General features: G+C 41.0%; 19 protein-coding genes and 1 other annotated feature. Of the genes, 14 read left to right on the top strand and 5 right to left on the bottom strand.

The features are described 5' to 3' along the window. The first annotated feature begins 15 nt into the window (after window positions 1–15). From AC787_RS12585 to tyrS, 5 genes are all read left to right on the top strand, one after another. The gene (locus AC787_RS12585) at window positions 16–498 is read left to right on the top strand and encodes an SRPBCC family protein (RefSeq protein ID WP_054025106.1); all 483 of its coding nucleotides are present in this window, start codon (window positions 16–18) and stop codon (window positions 496–498) included. Between the two features lie 41 nt (window positions 499–539). Further along, a complete protein-coding gene (locus AC787_RS12580; protein WP_082360978.1) occupies window positions 540–866 on the top strand; it encodes a YnfA family protein in 327 nt (108 codons plus the stop codon). A 73-nt stretch (window positions 867–939) separates the two neighbouring features. Continuing rightward, window positions 940–1,193 (top strand) — a binding site (T-box leader). A 90-nt stretch (window positions 1,194–1,283) separates the two neighbouring features. Continuing rightward, window positions 1,284–2,963, top strand: coding sequence for a glutamine--tRNA ligase/YqeY domain fusion protein (locus AC787_RS12570; protein ID WP_054025104.1), 1,680 nt, complete (start codon window positions 1,284–1,286; stop codon window positions 2,961–2,963). Between the two features lie 94 nt (window positions 2,964–3,057). Continuing rightward, the gene (locus AC787_RS12565) at window positions 3,058–4,122 is read left to right on the top strand and encodes a hypothetical protein (RefSeq protein WP_054025103.1); all 1,065 of its coding nucleotides are present in this window, start codon (window positions 3,058–3,060) and stop codon (window positions 4,120–4,122) included. Window positions 4,123–4,195: 73 nt separating this feature from the next. Beyond that, complete coding sequence (tyrS, locus tag AC787_RS12560; protein WP_054025102.1) at window positions 4,196–5,485, top strand: tyrosine--tRNA ligase; 1,290 nt, start codon at window positions 4,196–4,198, stop codon at window positions 5,483–5,485. A gap of 80 nt (window positions 5,486–5,565) precedes the next feature. Here the strand turns inward: tyrS and AC787_RS12555 are convergent, their stop codons facing one another. The 3 genes from AC787_RS12555 to AC787_RS12545 all read right to left on the bottom strand — a co-directional run bounded on the left by AC787_RS12555 (window position 5,566) and on the right by AC787_RS12545 (window position 8,344). Then, a complete protein-coding gene (locus tag AC787_RS12555; protein WP_054025101.1) occupies window positions 5,566–6,762 on the bottom strand; it encodes an MFS transporter in 1,197 nt (398 codons plus the stop codon). Window positions 6,763–6,834: 72 nt separating this feature from the next. Next, window positions 6,835–7,116: an ArsR/SmtB family transcription factor gene (locus AC787_RS12550; RefSeq protein ID WP_054025100.1), complete on the bottom strand. Its 282-nt coding sequence runs from the start codon at window positions 7,114–7,116 to the stop codon at window positions 6,835–6,837. Window positions 7,117–7,363: 247 nt separating this feature from the next. After that, a complete protein-coding gene (locus tag AC787_RS12545) occupies window positions 7,364–8,344 on the bottom strand; it encodes a homoserine kinase (RefSeq protein ID WP_054025099.1) in 981 nt (326 codons plus the stop codon). Window positions 8,345–8,551: 207 nt separating this feature from the next. Here AC787_RS12545 and AC787_RS12540 point away from each other — a divergent pair, with 207 nt between their 5' ends. The 7 genes from AC787_RS12540 (at window position 8,552) to AC787_RS12510 (ending at window position 14,572) form a co-directional block, all read left to right on the top strand. After that, entirely contained in the window at window positions 8,552–9,553 is a 1,002-nt protein-coding gene (locus AC787_RS12540; RefSeq protein WP_235561071.1) for a serine hydrolase domain-containing protein, read from the top strand. A gap of 46 nt (window positions 9,554–9,599) precedes the next feature. Then, complete coding sequence (locus AC787_RS12535; RefSeq protein WP_235560962.1) at window positions 9,600–10,097, top strand: GNAT family N-acetyltransferase; 498 nt, start codon at window positions 9,600–9,602, stop codon at window positions 10,095–10,097. Continuing rightward, on the top strand, window positions 10,094–10,669 hold the full coding sequence (locus AC787_RS12530) for a hypothetical protein (protein ID WP_054025097.1): 576 nt from the start codon (window positions 10,094–10,096) through the stop codon (window positions 10,667–10,669). Before AC787_RS12535 ends, AC787_RS12530 begins: the two co-directional genes overlap by 4 nt. 119 nt (window positions 10,670–10,788) lie before the next feature. Further along, window positions 10,789–11,328, top strand: a complete 540-nt coding sequence (locus AC787_RS12525) for a GNAT family N-acetyltransferase (protein ID WP_054025096.1) — start codon at window positions 10,789–10,791, stop codon at window positions 11,326–11,328. A gap of 217 nt (window positions 11,329–11,545) precedes the next feature. After that, window positions 11,546–13,009, top strand: coding sequence for a PLP-dependent aminotransferase family protein (locus tag AC787_RS12520; protein ID WP_054025095.1), 1,464 nt, complete (start codon window positions 11,546–11,548; stop codon window positions 13,007–13,009). Further along, window positions 13,006–13,911 carry a D-alanine--D-alanine ligase gene (locus tag AC787_RS12515; RefSeq protein WP_054025094.1) on the top strand — a complete coding sequence of 302 codons (906 nt, stop codon included), beginning with the start codon at window positions 13,006–13,008 and terminating at the stop codon, window positions 13,909–13,911. The genes AC787_RS12520 and AC787_RS12515 overlap by 4 nt, the downstream gene beginning before the upstream one ends. A gap of 118 nt (window positions 13,912–14,029) precedes the next feature. Continuing rightward, window positions 14,030–14,572 (top strand): hypothetical protein, encoded by a 543-nt coding sequence (locus AC787_RS12510; RefSeq protein ID WP_054025093.1) that lies wholly within the window; start codon window positions 14,030–14,032, stop codon window positions 14,570–14,572. A 195-nt stretch (window positions 14,573–14,767) separates the two neighbouring features. On the opposite strand, the gene AC787_RS12505 is transcribed toward AC787_RS12510, so the two are convergent. Continuing rightward, the gene (locus AC787_RS12505) at window positions 14,768–14,980 is read right to left on the bottom strand and encodes an alpha/beta-type small acid-soluble spore protein (protein WP_028609814.1); all 213 of its coding nucleotides are present in this window, start codon (window positions 14,978–14,980) and stop codon (window positions 14,768–14,770) included. A gap of 166 nt (window positions 14,981–15,146) precedes the next feature. Between AC787_RS12505 and AC787_RS12500 the strand changes: the two genes are divergently transcribed. Together AC787_RS12500 and AC787_RS12495 are read left to right on the top strand one after the other, a co-directional pair. Continuing rightward, entirely contained in the window at window positions 15,147–15,704 is a 558-nt protein-coding gene (locus tag AC787_RS12500; RefSeq protein ID WP_054025092.1) for a DUF4367 domain-containing protein, read from the top strand. A gap of 920 nt (window positions 15,705–16,624) precedes the next feature. After that, window positions 16,625–16,924 (top strand): hypothetical protein, encoded by a 300-nt coding sequence (locus AC787_RS12495; protein ID WP_054025091.1) that lies wholly within the window; start codon window positions 16,625–16,627, stop codon window positions 16,922–16,924. A gap of 150 nt (window positions 16,925–17,074) precedes the next feature. Here the strand turns inward: AC787_RS12495 and AC787_RS12490 are convergent, their stop codons facing one another. After that, entirely contained in the window at window positions 17,075–17,833 is a 759-nt protein-coding gene (locus AC787_RS12490; protein WP_054025090.1) for an alpha/beta fold hydrolase, read from the bottom strand. Between the last annotated feature and the right edge of the window lie 64 nt (window positions 17,834–17,897).

Below are 17,897 nucleotides of genomic sequence, written 5' to 3'. Positions count from 1 at the left end.
ACGAGGTGAATTGACATGTTAGCAGCCATTGCCCAAGCCCAAGATGGATATACGGTCCGATTCGAGCGCAATTTGAAGCATGATGCAGGGAGTGTCTGGTCGATGCTGACCGACAACGAGAAGCTGGCAACATGGTTTCCGGAGCTGCGAGTCGCGGATCTGCGTGAAGGCGGATTAATGACGTTTGATATGCAAAATGGCGAATACGAAGAGATGGAAATTATCGCGTTTGAAAGGTTATCCGTATTAGAGTATACATGGGCTGAGGACGCCGTTCGTTTTGAATTATTTCCGGAGCCAGAAGGCTGCCGCTTGGTTTTAATCGAAAAGATTACCAAGATTACGGAGCATACCCCTAGGGATATTGCCGGCTGGGATGTTTGTTTAGATGTTATCGAGGCATTGCTGGATGGGAGAACCATTGCGTCTCGCAAGGACGTATGGAAAATGAAATACAATAAATATGTACAAGCTTTTGCAAATTTGCCTCAAGCATAGCTTCATTTTTTTTTTAGCATGAGATATTGGATGTGAGCAAAATCATTACTGGGATATTAATATTTATGCTGGCTGGGTTAGCAGAGATTGGCGGAGGTTATCTGATTTGGTTATGGCTGCGTGAAGGTAAGCCATTATATTGGGGATTGCTTGGAGGTGTAGCGTTAGCATTATATGGTGTTGTTGCTACGTTTCAATCCTTTCCCTCGTTCGGAAGAGTCTATGCGGCATATGGCGGAGTGTTTATAGTGATGGCTGTATTATGGGGCTGGCTGGTCGATAAGAAAACACCTGATATGTATGACTGGATTGGTGCTGCCATTTGCTTGATCGGTGTTTCTGTTATACTGTGGGCACCAAGGCATTAGCATTTTCCGGCTTCCTGTGTAGAATAACTATTTACAGTTCAGGGAACGATTTGTTAACATATATGAAATAATGAAAAAGGCGATGACGAGAAGAGTAAATAAACACATTCTTTCGCAGAGAGCTCCGGCAGCTGAAAAGGAGCAAGGAATGTTTTATCGAAACAAGTCTCTGAGCATCACATCGGAACCTGAGCAAGGGGATGCTGTGACAGGAGCTCCTGTTATAGAGCTAGAGTATAAGCATCCTTTGGTGCCGTACTTGAAGAGGTTAATATGGCGACATATTGACGAATCTGGGGTGGTACCGCGAAAAATTTCGTCCCCAAGACGCGAAGTCTTGGGGGTGGAATTTTTTTTTGTTTTTTGGGACACGAAAAATCAAGGTATCGATAATAACCCTAAATTGGAGGTTTTACAATGAGTAACGAAATGGAACCGATCGCAGATCATTTTTTATACAAAATCATTAATGAAGATCTTCAAGCAGGCGTGTTTACACGTGAAATGTGCACACGCTTCCCGCCGGAGCCCAATGGATATCTGCATATCGGAAGCGCATATGCCATTCATACAAACTATACGATCGCGCAAAAATATAATGGGAAGTTTCATTTGCGTTTCGACGATACGAATCCATTGAAAGAGGACATCGAATATGTGAATGCCATAATCGAAGATATCAACTGGCTCGGCTACAGTCCAGGCGATCATATTTATTATGGTTCAGACTACTCGGATGCGATATATGATGCTGCTGTTGCGCTCATAAACAAAGGAAAAGCCTACGTCTGTGAGTTATCCCCAGAGGAGGTAACGGAATATCGAGGAACGCTTACTGAGCCTGGCAAGGATAGCCCATATCGAAATCGCTCCATTGAAGAAAAGTTAGAGCAGTTTGCGAAAATGAAAAATGGTGATTTTAAGGCAGCTTCAAAAGTATTGCGTGCCAAAATTGATATGAGTTCACCAAATATTAATTTAAGAGATCCCGTCATCTATCGAATCATCCATGCTGAGCATTATCGCACGGGGAATAAGTGGTGCATTTATCCGATGTACGATTTTGCGCACCCGATTCAAGATGCAATCGAGGGTATTACCTACTCCTTATGCTCCATTGAGTTCAAAGACCATCGTCCTTTATACGAATGGGTATTGCATGAGCTGGCGTTTGCTCATCCTCCAAGGCAAAGGGAATTCGGCAGACTGAATTTAACAGGTGTCGTGACGAGCAAGCGTTATCTAAGACAGCTTGTTGAGGGCGGCTTCGTTGACGGCTGGGATGATCCTAGGCTGCCAACGATTCGTGGACTAAGGCGAAGAGGCTTTACGCCTGAGAGCATTAGAAATTTCATCGATGAAATTGGCATGATTAGAGCTCAAAATTCGGTTGATATCGCGATGCTGGAGCATGCGGCAAGACAGGATCTAAAAGCGAAGGTCAAAGGCGTAATGGCCATCATTCATCCACTGAAAGTGGTTATTACCAATTATCCAGAAGGTCAAACCGAGCTTTTGTCCATTGATAACAATAGCGAGAACGACACGCTTGGCAAACGTAAGGTCGCCTTCTCTAGAACCATATTTATAGAGAAAGATGATTTTATGGAGCTGCCATCCAAAGGATTTCATCGATTGGCGCCCGGCGCGGAAGTGCGGTTAATCGGTGCTTATTTCATTACATGTGAGGAAGTCATTAAAGATGAAGCTACTGGTGAAATTATTGAGCTTCGCTGCACCTACGATCCTGAAACGAAAAGCGGAACGGGTTTTACCGGCCGGAAGGTGAAGGGGACGATCCACTGGGTTTCGGAGAGCCACGCGACCAAGGTTGATGTCCACCTTTATGAGAGTCTGCTGCTGGATAATGAAGCCCCGAAGGATACCGATATCGCTTGGGACAGCGTAATTAACCCGAGCTCACTGCAAATTGTAAAGGATTGTAGGATTGAGCCATTTGAGGTTCTTCCGCAGCCAGAGGATAAATTTCAATTCGTTCGGCATGGTTATTTCTGCGTGGACAAAAAACATACGACGGATATGAAGCTTGTGTTTAATCGCATCGTGCCGCTTAAGGATTCATGGAGGAAAAAATAAGTCTAAATCAAGATGAAGCTTCTCATGTGGTAAAATAATACATGTAGAGGCTTCTTTTTTATAAGGCTCTACAATCGGAAAACGAGGTGATGGAGTGTTACTGCTTAAGCTTCGAGCATTGATTTTGACCGCTGTCCTATTATTTATGCTTATACCAGAAGCAGCCAATGCCAACGGGGGACCACTGCATTATCCTGCAGAAGGATATGGACGGCTAGAGCTGGATGAAAATTCGAAAGTAAGCTTGGTTCATGAAAAGGTTACTTATACCTTCCGAGAAGTTGAGAGATACAAAAGTCATGCCGAAGTAACGGTTCAGTATGAACTGCACAATACGTCCGATTCTGGTAAAGACTTGGAGGTATTATTTGTAACGCCTGCAAGTGAGGCCTTTAGGGTATCAGAGGGTGATAAAGAGATTAATGTGATCATGGACCCGAAGGTGAAGACTGTTAACTGGCAGCATGCCCAAGTGAAAAACACGGTGATTGATCCAGTAAGCAGCAAGGAGCTGCGTTTATCCAACTACTCAGCGGAAATTCCACCAGCACAAGGAGCAAGGTTTCCTTTATCTTTTGAACCGAATGAAACGAAAAATATTGTCATCAACTATATTGAAAATGGAGGGATGTATAATAAAGGAGTGATTACGACGATTTTTTCGCATCTATATTATTTGACCCCAGCAGCTTTTTGGGAAGGGGAGCCGAATGTAGAGCTGGAAATACGTCTAAGTGCGCCCGGTGCGAAACTTCATTCGAATTTACTAATGGAGCAAACGGACTCCAAAACGTTCAAAGCCAATTTTAATGAATTGCCTAGCGAGGATTGGTACTTTTCTTATACGTATCCCAAAAGATTGTTGTATCCTACGAATATAGAGAAGGATCATAACCTCTTGGTGCTGGGAACAGTCGCAGCATTAACGGCAATTGCCGCGGCGCTTGCGCTTTTATTTAGAAAGAGTTTTTTATTTACGATTAGTGCACTTGGGATTTTTGGTTTTACGGTGTATTATATTTCGAAAATGGGCGGTTATCCGTTTAACGATATTTTTGTAGCGTTCATCGACTTAGTCGTTGGCGTAGGGTTGGTTATATGTGATATTTTAATTAGAGGAGCCATTCGTAGACGTAGAGAAATGACGAAAAACGTTTAAGCGTCCATCGGCATCTTTAAAAAAATTCGAAATCAACGTAAACTGTAGGAAACACTAGAGGAGAGAGCGTTATATGACAAACGAAACATTGACAGTTAATCATGAAGATCTTTTGGCTGATCTTGAGTACCGAGGGCTGGTGCAGCAATTTACCAACCGCGAGGAATTACATAAGAAGCTCACGAGTGAGCGCGTCGTGCTTTATTGCGGATTTGACCCTACGGCGGACAGCCTTCACATCGGCAGCTTGCTTCCGATTTTATGTTTGCGCCGTTTCCAACAGGCGGGCCATATTCCACTTGCGCTAGTGGGCGGCGGAACAGGCTTAATTGGAGATCCAAGCGGCCGCTCAACCGAACGTTCGCTTAATACTGCAGATACGGTATCGGAATGGACAGAAAGCTTAAAGCGTCAGCTTTCTCGCTTTCTTAATTTTGAACTGGCTGATAATCCAGCTAAGCTCGTAAGCAATTACGATTGGATAGAGCCGCTGGATGTCATTACATTTTTACGTGATGTTGGCAAAAACTTCACCGTGAATTATATGCTCGCGAAGGATTCGGTCGATTCACGTCTTTCATCAGGCATTTCGTTCACAGAGTTCAGCTATATGATTTTGCAAGCCTATGACTTTCATAAGCTTCATCAGGAGCATGGCTGCTCGTTGCAAATTGGCGGCAGCGATCAATGGGGCAATATTACGGCAGGTCTTGATCTGATCGGCAAAATGGGCGGCGGCGATGCTTACGGCATGACGATGCCTCTCGTTACCAAAAGCGACGGTAAAAAATTCGGGAAATCCGAATCCGGTGCGATTTGGCTGGATCGCTCAAAGACATCGGCGTACCAGTTCTATCAGTTCTGGATTAATACAGAAGATAACGATACGATTAAGTTTTTGAAATATTTCACATTCCTTTCTCGCGCAGAAATCGAAGCCTTGGAGACTGAGCTTCAGTCGCACCCAGAGAAGCGGGTGGCACAGCGTGAGCTGGCGCGTGAAATTACACGCCTTGTTCATGGGCAAGAAGCGCTCGACAGCGCAGAGAAAATTACGCAGGCTTTCTTCTCGGGCGATGTCAATCAGCTGAGTGAAGCAGAGCTGATCGAAGCTTTGCAGGATATGCCTACAACGGTGCTCACGAATAGAGAAGAGATTGCGCTTATGGATCTCCTGATCGAATCTGGAGCAGCACCATCTCGTCGCCAAGCCAAACAAGATATTACGAGCGGCTCCATCTCCATTAATGGAACGAAAAACACAGATGTAGAATCAATCCTCAGCTCGGAGCAAAGGCTGTATGACAAATTCGTAGTGCTGCGTCGTGGTAAGAAAAATTACTTCTTGATTCGATTTGAATAGGACAAAAACAAGCCAGACTTCCATTATCGGAAGTCTGGTTTTTTTTACGGGCATATTTTTATGAAAGAGACTGCCAATGTTTAAGCACTGGTCTTTGCTAAGCTGCTCTCCGCTCTCTTACGGCGGGATCGCGCATGGGAGAACCCGAATGAGGTTGCGGCTGTGGCAGCGGCGAGAATAACGCCTGTAGCACCAATCCAGCTGATAGAGGTGAGCGATACTTGCTCAACGACAACCCCTCCAAGTCCAGCGCCCGCAGCCATTCCGAGCTGAAGCACAGAGCTGTTCAGGCTGAGCATAATACCAGAAGCTTGCGGGGCAAGCGACATCAAATGATACTGCTGAGTCGGACCGGATGACCAAGCGGTAAAAGCCCAAAGCATAAGCAGCGGAAATACGATGGCCGGTGACTGCCCCGCCAGCGACAGTAGAATAAGCGCAATCGTATGAAAAAGCATACCGCTGACTAATGTTCGCGGAGCTCCCCATTTATCGGTGCTGTAGCCTCCAAATTTGGAACCAATCAAGCTCGCGATGCCGAAAGCAAATAGTCCGATGCTCACACCTTGTTCGCTGAGCTTCGTTACTGTAAGCAGAAATGGTGAAATATACGTGTAAACGATGGAATAGCCGCCGATCCACAAGAAGGTGACAGTCAATGCGATTACAATTTTTGGCTGTTTTAGCAGCCCGAGTTGGTTTCGAAGAGGAACGGGCTCCTCGCCATCTGTTTTGGGAATGGTGAATATAATGATGAGCATTGCGAGAAGTCCAAGCACTCCGATTGCTCCGAAGATGAGGTGCCAGTCGTATACCGAAGCGACTACCCTACCCAAAGGAACACCAACGATCAATGCTGTGCTGAAACCCATAACGAGCGTCGCAATTGCGCTGCCCTGTTTATCTACTGGTGCGAGCTTAGAGGCGACGGTTAAAGCGGTAACGACGAACACGCCTGTACTCAGCGCAAGAACAATTCTGGATACGATCAAAAACTCAAATCCAGGCAAAGCGACGGCAATAAAGTTGCCTATCGCGAATACACCTAATGCGTAGAGGAGCAGGTGACGCCGCTCTATACGTGCGGTAACAGCCATAAGAATCGGTGTGCCAAAAGCATAAGCTAGCGAGAAAACGGTAATCAGCTGACCGGCTGCGGATACGGATACTCCGATGTCCGAGGCTACCTTATCCAAAATACCCGCAATGATAAACTCGGACGTTCCCACCAAAAAGCTAATTATGGCCAGCATGTAAATTTTCCACGCGTTAGACATATAAATAATACTCCTCTCTCCACTCCACTGCTTTTATATTTCTAAATCTATAGAAATATTACTGAAAAAAAATTACTCCAGCAAATATGGCGCATACTTACGAGCCATTTCGCGGTTCACACTGTAGTAGATATACGTACCGTCCTTGCGGAGATCTAGCAATCCGCTTTCCGTCAATTGCTTCAAGTGATGTGAGAGGGTGGAGCCGGCTACGGATTCTAGCTTTGTGCCAATATCGGAGCAGCATAAATTTTTCTCCTCAGTAAGCAGCAGAGCTATTTTCAGACGGGTAGGCTCACCGAGCGCCTTATATACTTTTACAGCTTGACGTACGTCCGCATGATCTTCTGTCATTGTGGTTTCACCTTTCTTACAGTCATTATTTCTATATCTGTAGAAATAAGATAGCATAACCTTTTGGGAAAGTAAACAGGAAAAAGCGGCAGGGATAAGTTTATAGATCTAGCAAAAACGCCTTCGGCGTCCTCTGGATGCTGAAGCAGCTTTGACGGAGCAATATAAGACCTTTATAAGCTAACAAACTTATAAATTCTTATATTTTTAAAAAAGGAGCTGCGAGCAGCCCCTTTCTTTAGTAACATTATAGGTTATGCGCCTTTACCCAAGCCGTCAAAAATTTTAGCTTCCCATCAAAATAACCATCATCCTGCCAAGATCCCCAAACCATGCTTCCTCCTGTATGAAGTCCGATCAGCCAAAGCTGTCTGACGGCTACAAATACGGGAATCAACGCGAGATCATGCTCGCTTAATGGGCGTTCCTTCGTATAGGCCTCCAGAAAAGCATCCCAGCATTCATCCTCGAAGTTGTCACTATCCGTTCTGCCAAGGACACGATCCCATAGAAAAACAGATAGATCATACGAGCGCCAGCCTATGCCGCAGCAGTCAAAATCAAAATGTGTCATGCTGCCGTCATCTGAGTGAAATACGTTCCAGCCATGCAGATCCCCGTGGCATACTCCCCAGTCATATGTACCACCTGTGGCTTCTGTAAGGCGAACTTTCAACCTGCTGGCTATCTCTTGCACAACGGCTAAGTCATTCGGGCGATGCTCTAAAAACGGAAGCATCACCCTAAGAGGCTCATCGAGCAAATGGACAGCATCAAGCTCAAACCGTTGATGCTTTGGCTCATAGTGATCCATGGCATGATGAAGCTGCGCAATTGCGCTTCCGTAAGCTCGGCTCGTATCGACATTGAGTTTGCCGACTCCATCCGCATAGGAGAATAGCACAGCATAACGAGTACCTTCCGGCGCGTTAAGCTCAGTTAACCATTCACCATCTCGCCTCGGAATGGGATAGGAAACCGGAAAGCCGCAGTCTTTTAGATAAGTCAACAAATCCAGCTCAAAGCGGATATCGGATTCTGCTCGCCACAGATGCTTGTAAATACGCAAAATAAATTTCCCGGTATCTGTATCAACCGCATAGGTATCATTCAAGCCATTGGACACGAATCGGCTCTTTAGTGGTGAACCCATATCATATAATAAGACCATTGCCTCAAAAAGCGCATCCTTATGAAAGACAGTATGTACGGCAGGAATATGTAGCATGTCGCAATCATCCTTTTAATCGTTTTTAACATTATCTTTTTATCCTATAGGAATCGTGGGTCGAAAGGGATAGAAATAATGGCTATAGTTATTTTTTACTGTTGGAAACGGCTGTGTTGGATTTATTTGACAACTCAGGAAGGGCAGATTATTGTTAATCAGAATCGATAAATCAACTCTGAAGCAGGAGAGGATTATGTGAGGAAAATGGTATCAAATCATTTTCAAGACCTTAATGAGTATGTCTATCTTATTCAACAGGATATCGGCGCCACGGCTGCCGCAACCTATATCATTCAAAATGATGTTGTCGTAAATGAGTGGTATTCCGGTACGCATGAAGCATTAGATACGTCGAGAATCGTGGATGAAAAAACGCAGTTCAACGTCGCTTCAATCCGTAAAACGTATCTAGCGCTTGCCATAAGTTTGTTAATGGATCAAGGGAAAATAAGCAGCATGGATGATGAAATCGGGCAGTATCTAATGGAGTATAAGGATGTAGCTAGAGGTGTAACACTAAGGCATCTACTTACGCATACCCATGGATTAATCGAAGATAACGGGAAAATAGCAAGAGAGTTTCCTGCTGGTTATGGCTGGGCATACCGAAATACGGGGATCGCCATGCTTTTTCAATTAGTTACACATGTATCAGGACAAAGCTTAAGCTCTTTTATGAAGAGTCATGTATTTACGAAGTATGGTCTAATGGAAACGGGTTGGAGAACAAAAGATGCTGAGGATCTCATCTATAATTATTACGAGGATCAAGATACGTGGGTAGGACCAAACGATAGTGATGCAGGTGATCAAAGCAATTTGTTCGTTAGTGCGCGGGATTTAGCGATGTGGGGATATATGCATCTTAAAAATGGTCGCGTAAATGGAGAGCGGTGGTTGCCAGAGTCCGTTTTTACAAGAGTGAGTTCACTGCATACGCCGGTTACGGTTCCGCCTGACTTGCCTCGAAATGGTTTTATATGGTGGTTGCAAAGTGATACTCAATTGAATCAAATAGGCGAGCATCTACCGAGTGATGCTTATCAAGTTCTCGGGATTACAGGCTGTGCCTGTCTGGTCATTCCGAGTTGCGATGCTGTAGTGGTTCGTATGTATAATCAGCTAAACAATTCGGATGGATACGAATACTTAAACGATATAAGAAAGTTTGGAAATATCGCATATGATCAGGTTCGCAGAAATTAAGAGGCTAATAGATATGGAATATAGTTAAATAGGAGGTCTGAAGACATTGATCGAACTAAAAGCAGCTAGCATAGATGATGGGCGTGAAATATTTGAAATGTTAGTAGAAATAGGACCTGGAGAAAATGGATTTGTTAATAGCGGATTTAATATCGATTTTAGTCAATTTCCTGCGTTTATTCGGAAAAATATTGCGATATCGCGAGGCGAAAATCTTTTGCCGCAGCACGTTCCCCAAACTGTATTCTGGTTATTCATTCATTCATACCCGGTTGGCTTCGGGAAGCTTAGGCATTACCTGAATGAAGATTTAAGAAAATCAGGCGGTCATATTGGATATACAATCAGGCCAAGCGAACGAGGAAAAGGTTATGGTACGGTTATGTTAGCGGAATTACTAAAAAGCGCAGAAAGCTTGGGAATTAAGGATGTTATGCTGACTTGTGTGGAAAGTAATATAGCTTCAAGAAGAGTCATTGAGTTAAATAATGGTGTATTAGAAGAAAATGAAAGTGGGAAATGCAATTACTGGATTCATCTATGAGATTAGTGATAGTAGTAATTTTCATCGTTATGTTAACGGGATGCTTCGATAGTAATGTAAAGGAAATAAAAATATCTAATCAAACGGATGTGGATGTTGTTGAAATAAATGAAGTTCAAAACAAAAAATTCTCTTATTTGGACCAATTGCCCGCTGAGCGAATGGAAGAGTATGAATTATTTGTGAAAGAGAGAAATCTGAGTCATTTACAACGGTTTTCACCTAAAGAAATATTATTAATATATATGCATTCGGTTGCTATATTTGATGCGGATTCCATTTACGCTCTTACTTATAATAATGACTTATTAGCTGATCCTGATCTTTTTAGAAAAGAATATGCCGAGTACGTGTTAAATGCTGAGCAAGAAGTGGCTATGAAATTTAGATATTATGATTCCATACGAATTGCTGAGGAAACGGTTAAAGAAGATTCTTTATCAGTAGTAATTAGCGTAAGTTTGGGCTCGACTACCGGCTCTGTGGCGTATGGTTTAAAAAAAGAAGATAAGGTTTGGAAAATGGATATACAACATCTCATCGAGTATTTTAAGCAGAAAGCTACTCATTAGCAAAGTATGGAATAGCTATGTTATGTTAACTAGAAGCAAGTTATTCTTTTCACGGGAATGTAAGGAAATGATTTCGAAAATGAATCAACATTTAATATATTCGTATTGGAGAGGTCATTTTGAATATAGAAAAAGTATGTGAATACGATATAAGTAATGAATTAGCAGCAAGTATACAAGAATTATTAATCGATAGTTTCCCATTTTTCTATCCGAAGGATAGAATTTATTTTAAGCAATTACCACAATTTAGATTTCTAGCATTTAATCAAGAAAATCAACTCATAGGACAGGTTGGATTAGATTACAGAATAATGAATCTAAATGGTAAGCCCGTGAGAATACTGGGTATAATTGATTTGTGTGTTTCACCAAACACTCGCTCACAGGGTGTAGGTTCCACGTTGCTTTTAGAAATTGATAAGTTTTCTGTGGGACGGAATATTGATTTTATACTTTTATTTGCAGATAACTTGTCCTTGTATTTGAAAAATGGATATAAGCCAGTAAAGAACAAATGTAAATGGGTAAAAATTGATAATGAAACGCAGATTACAAATGGTATAGGCTTTGAACTATTTGATGAATTAATGATTAAAGATGTAGGAAAGATCGATTGGACTGAGGGAGAACTAGATTTATTAGGTTATCTTTATTAAGTTAAAGGGTCTATAGCTTAAAAACCTAAATGAAAAAGGCAGCCAATCTAATGGCTGTCTTTTCTCCGCTAAATGGGGAGTTCTATAAATAACGTAAACAGGTAGCTGTTTTTTCTAAGCAAGCTTGATACATATCCACAAGTGGGTAGAAAATCACACATCGTGGTTCTTATTTTATGGATAAATGTATGCCATTATATTTCTAGGGGGTGATTGAATGTTTACTGAATTCAATATGACGAATGACCGCCCAGCCTATACCCAGGTAAAGGAATACATGAAACGTTTAATTACTATTGGTGTATTGCAAGCGAATCAGAAACTCCCGTCCACGCGTGAACTCAGTTCTTTGTTGAATGTCAGTAGAAATACGGTAGTTAGTGCTTATGCTGATTTGAAAGACGAAGGGTTCGTGTATGTAGATAAAGGAAAAGGGAGCTTTGTTGCTCAAATATTGGGTGAGACAGCAACTGCACAATCATGGCAGCTTAATTGGAAGCAAAACATTAGTGATCAAGCGAAGATTGCTGAAGAATTGGATCTTATCAAGCATGGGATACGCTCGAATAAAGGGGAAATCAATTTTACAAGTATCGCACCGGATGAAAAATTGTTTGATCTCGATAATGTCAAACGAGCATTTTTAGATCGGATGTCCATTGAGGGTGAAATCATCTTAAATTATGGATATGCGCAAGGTTACAAACCGTTAATGGATTATTTGCTTCAATACATGGAGAATAAAGGGGTTAATCTGGAGGGTAAGGAAATCCTGATTACGAACGGTTTTACAGAAGGGTTAGACATCATTTTGTCGGCATTAATCAAGAAAAATGGACGTGTCATTTGCGAGAATCCTACTCATCATGCAGCAATTAAAATTTTTAAGATGCATGGATTTGAGATTACGGGTATCGAGATGGAGCAAGACGGGATCAATCTTATGGAACTGGAGAGAGAATTGTCAGAACGACCGTTTGATTTAACCTACCTTGTGCCTTCTTATCATAATCCAACTGGTATTGTGATGTCTCCCCATAAACGAACGGAAGTTATTAAGCTGTTGAATAAATATAAAGTCCCGCTTATAGAAGATGGTTTCAACGAGGAACTAAGGTATTCGGGATCCCACATTGCCCCTTTAATTGCATGCAACGGTAATGGAAACAGTGTCATATATATAGGCAGTTTTTCTAAAATCCTGTTCCCTGGCCTCCGGGTTGGATGGGTTTTGGCCGAAAAAGAGTTAATTTATTATCTGGAAAGTGTAAAGAGAGCGCGAAGCATTCACACCTCCACGCTAGATCAATCATTGCTCTATCAATATCTTCATAATGGCAACTTCGAGAAATATTTGAAAAAAGCCAAATCTGAATATAAGCGAAAGTGTGAATTAGTCATTCGGTGCTGTAGAGCGTTTATTCCGTTAAAGCGGCTTTCAGGCGACGGAGGACTTCATGTGTTTGTTGAATTCGATGATAACTTTGATACCAATGTCCTGTTAGAATGCTGTCGTCACAAAGGGGTCATCTTTACACCGGGTAACATTTTTTTTACGAATAACAAAGGTCATCATACTATGCGTCTTGGTTTCTCACGAGTCGCAGATGAGGACATTATAAAAGGGATTCAAATCATAGGTGATACGGCTAAACAAATGATGAAGGAGGTACAGCTATGAGAGTTGGTGTGATTATGGGGGGTATTTCATCAGAAAGAGAGGTATCCCTAATGACTGGGAGAGAAATGATTGCTAATTTGGATAGAGAAAAATATGAGTTGTATCCGATTGAAATCAATAGTAAAGATGAACTCGTTGAAAAAGTGAAAAATATTGATGTGGCACTGCTTGCGCTTCATGGAAAGTATGGTGAAGATGGAACGATTCAAGGAGCACTTGAAACACTAGGCGTTCCTTATACCGGGTGCGGCGTTTTATCGAGCAGTCTGAGCATGGATAAGAATATATCCAAAAAACTATTTCGTAATGAAGGCATCCATACTCCCGATTGGATTCATTTGAGTAGTGCAGATGAATTATCTATTGGAGATGTCGAACGACTGGGATATCCGGTTATTGTGAAGCCAAATTCAGGCGGTTCGAGTATAGGAATCAAAATGATAAAAAACAAAGAAACGTTAATACCTGAGGTGCATGAAACCTTTCGATGGGATAATGAAGTGTTGATCGAGCAATATATTAGAGGTGAAGAGATCACCTGCTCCATTTTAAACGGAAAACTTCTTCCCATTATCGCTATTCGGTCTCAATCCGAATTTTTTGATTACTCTTCCAAGTATGACGACGGCGGGGCCGATGAACAAGTGATCCAATTGCCTCCCGATATTTTTGAGCAAGTCCGTGCTGCTGCGCTAGGCTGTTATAAAACATTGAAATGCAGCGTTTACGCTCGAATCGACATGATTCTTAAAGATGGAATCCCTTATGTAATGGAAGTGAACACACTGCCTGGCTTGACGAAAAATAGCCTCCTACCCAAAAGTGCCAAAGCTGCGGGGATTTCATTCAGTCAACTGTTGGATTTTATAATTGAATACTCGCTTAAGGAAAGAAAGAAATAAATCAAAGAATAAAGGTTAGTGCATTAGATTTAGAGTGGCAGCAAGGTAAATTTGATTTTGACGATGATAAAATAATGCGTGTTTTAACGGATAATTACAACCCAGTAGGGGGCGTTTGATGAAATCCAATATGTTGCTTGTTTTGGCGCTTTTACTTATACTTTCAGGTTGCACTAAACAAGGATACAAATCGATAGAAGAAGCCATGAAACACGGTGGAATACAATACAAACAAATTTATCATCAATATGAAGTGAAAAACGGCATAATTTTATTTTATGAAAATCCAAGTGGAGGCCTAGATGCTGGAATTGTTTATAAGAATGACAACCGGTATAAATGGGGCTTCGGCGGCGGTACCGTGTCATTCTCTTCTCAAATGGATGTTGACTGGGGATGGGTTAACCTAGATTACAATGTAAATGATGAAGATAAGCAGTACCAGCTTTATTACGGCATAATACAAGCACAGTCGATTAACCGACTTCATATCGAAGATAAAGGTTCAAACAAATATATTGATAAAGATGCAGAAATAGTGGAACTACAGAATGGGACTAAACTATGGTTTGCATTACAAGATAGTTACAGCGAGGTTTATCCTGGTTTCATATTGAATGGTTTTAGTAAAGATAACAAAAACGTGTTTCATTTTGAGTGATGTTGAACCAAGGGTTTATTGAGCTAGCAGGTAAATTTAGTTGAACAACAATAAGAAGCTTTCCGATTGCAAGGTCGGCAGCTTCTCGCGTTTATCGGTCAGCGGTTTTGATGAACTTGAAAACAATAAAATAAAATTAAAAAAGCCCTCCTCATCTCTACACGAGATTGAGGAGGGTTATTTGTTAATTTTAAATTAGAATCTTCTTGCCCCTGAGCCAAGGGATTGTTCTGCAATTTGAATTAAAGCTCTTGTGATGTTTCCACCAATAGTACCTGCATCACGAGTAGTCATATTTCCGTTGTAACCATCTGGAGACCATTGAATTCCAAACTGTTGTGCTACCTCATATTTCATTTGGTCAAGTGCTGCTTGTGCTTGTGGAACGACTAAACTTTTTCTGCTCATGTGTTTTCACTCCTTAACTGGATGTGAAGTTATTTTGTGGATTGTTTTTTCTTTTTATACATTAATTATTGGAAATTTAGTATTTGTTCATTTACAACCACCAGAACGAGCAGGTTAGTTTAATCAATAAAGGGCATAATATCACCAAAATATGGAGGTGTTATCCTTGTTTAAACGGACTATTTTATTCGTGTGTATCCTTTCGTTATTCATTGGATTAAATTGTGAACTAATCATTGCAACAGCAAATCCTTTAACGGCTTCATCAAATGTTGGATTAGACAAGTTGAAAAATGCTACGGATTTCAAATTATTTACCCCTAACTCGTTTGAGAACTATAAGTTAGAAATTAAGGAACCTTATCCTCTTGTTCTTAGTCGAAGAATTTCGAAACTTAGACTTCATTATTTCGATAAATCAGGACAAACGTACTTGTTTGGAATAGAAGAACATAAGGCGGATGGTTACAAAATCAATCGAGTTGAAACCCATTTCGATGTTCGTAACCAAACTAGTACAACCAGAACTATAGTTGAGGATTTTAAATTTGATGTAAGCGGAGCGAAAGTTAACATAAACGGATTCGAAGCGCGATTTGTAGCATGGGCTAATCACATACCTGGAGGATATTTACGTTGGGTACAAGATGGTACTTATATAGAAATCGACAGTGGAGCTTTGTCTAAGGAAATGATGGTCGAGCTGGCAAAATCGATGAAGTGAGTAAGTGATTGAGCTCACGGTTATCGATAGTTGAGGGGCTTGCTTAGTGGCAGCTCCTCTTTTGCGTATTAAAGTAATAGGCAGATTAGTTGAATAAGCGAATATGGGGTGGAGTTTCCTTATTAATTTCTGTTTTCTTTTTGATGATAGCCAAATTGATAATAACAAGAGAGTAATACTAGAGGCATAATATAGGCTGCCGTTTGTATCTTTAACAGGTCAGTCTACAACAGGAGTTGTTGCTCGTATAAAAAAAGACGTCCTTAAACTGGACGCCTCCTCCTAGAAAGATGATATTCTGATTTTCTCAGCAAATAGGACTTATGCCTTTCACACAAACAGGAGTTGAACATATTTAGATAGTAATTAACCCAACAATCATGCCATATATATCGAATGTTTTCCATGATATTCACTTTATCCCCTCCCAAGATTATTCATCTCTGGCTGGCTACGAACTCACATGTACATATATCCTTCGAATGTATTTGCAAATTTAAGTCTTTTTTACAGGAAGCGATTTTGAACGTCATTACTGCAATTATTGTTCAAGGAAAATCCTCAATATAAACTTGTACCTGATGGTCTATATGAGATGCTTACAAGTGGGCAAGACAGTGCCTCTGAAATTAAACATATAAACACAAGAGATTTAGTACTGTAATACCTAAGCACAAAGCAGTAATTGTGCGAATGACAAATAGTCTATGGACTTTTGGCGGAAAAAATGGATTCGATTACATTTCTGATATTCAAAGGTTTGGTAATCTTATTGCCCGGGCATTAAACCAACACTCTAAAATTCAATATAGGGAAAAGAGATTGGAGAATATTTCGAGAGTAGATTCCATATTATAGAAGAGTAATAATACATTCTACTAAATTGCTAAGCTAAACTTGTTATTGGATGGTGCCGAGAAATGAAAATAAGGTATTTATTAATAATGGTACTAATGACTTTTACTGTTCTTTCATTAACGGGCTGTGTACCTGGAGATGGAGTAAATAATGCTCAACATCCTGCAGGTTTTTTCTGGGGGATATGGCATGGCTGGGTTGCTCCGATTTCACTCATTCTTGGCATTTTCAAACACCATATTAGAGTATATGAAATATATAACTCTGGCTGGTGGTACGATTTAGGATTTTACATTGCTGTCATTAGCGGCTTTGGAGGAATATCACTCTCTCGACGAAAAAGACTAAAACAAGAAGAGTAGCTGTTTGTATAACTAGATCGTTCAACTAACGGGAAACTATAGCTTAACAATCAAGAACGATAGTTGAATAACACATAGGATGAGCAGGCGCTACGGTGGCCTGCTCATTTTATTAAGCTAACGGGAAGTAGAGCGTGGCGGAGGAAGTTGCTACTGCGTGGTATTTAATTGTTGAATACAATCTTTGATCGTATCAATGACGACTTTTGGCTCTGAAAATTGAGGGAAATGCCCACTTTTTTCAGCGGAAATATGTTTGTTGTATCTAGACAATGAAAGTAGTTCCAACTGATGTTCTATCCGTTTTTTACGAACTTTCTCTGGAATCATACGATTTTCTTTCATACCTGTAATCACATATACGGGTATGTCGGGAAAATGATCGATTGCGTGGATTTGTTCTACCGTTTTTTTAACAAAATGTACTTCACTGAATTGTTTATGGGAAGACAAGGAATCAAACATAGATAACATCTTGTTCATTCTTTTTACTACCTTACCTTGATATTCATCAAGGTTTATATCTTTCGGATGGCTGGATTCCAAAAAGACTATGCCAGCTATTTCATTTGGATAACGTCGGGCATACAAATTTGCATATAATCCTCCTAATGAATGCCCAACTAGCAAAAATGGAGGTTCAAATCCTACTATTTTTAATGCCTCCCGTAATGTTTCGACAATAGTTAGTCCATCTTGGGGTTCATTAGGCTTATCACTACCCGCAACACCAAAACGATTATAGGAAAATACAGATGAGGACTCCGAAATTTCAGGAAATATTTTCATCCAGCCTTCTATGGGTCCAGAACCACCGTTAATTAAAACGATATTGGGTTTGCCGCTCCCTCTAATATTATATTGTAACTTCCCTCTTGATGTATCCAATTTAGAAATCTCTATTGCCAATACACGACACCTCACTTTGTTATGGCTAAATTTACACTAGCAATACGTTCTTGACGGATAGCGG

This window comes from Bacillus sp. FJAT-28004 (assembly GCF_001280845.1).
GTDB lineage: Bacteria > Bacillota > Bacilli > Paenibacillales > Paenibacillaceae > Pristimantibacillus.
This window is presented reverse-complemented; position numbering and strand designations above follow the sequence as displayed.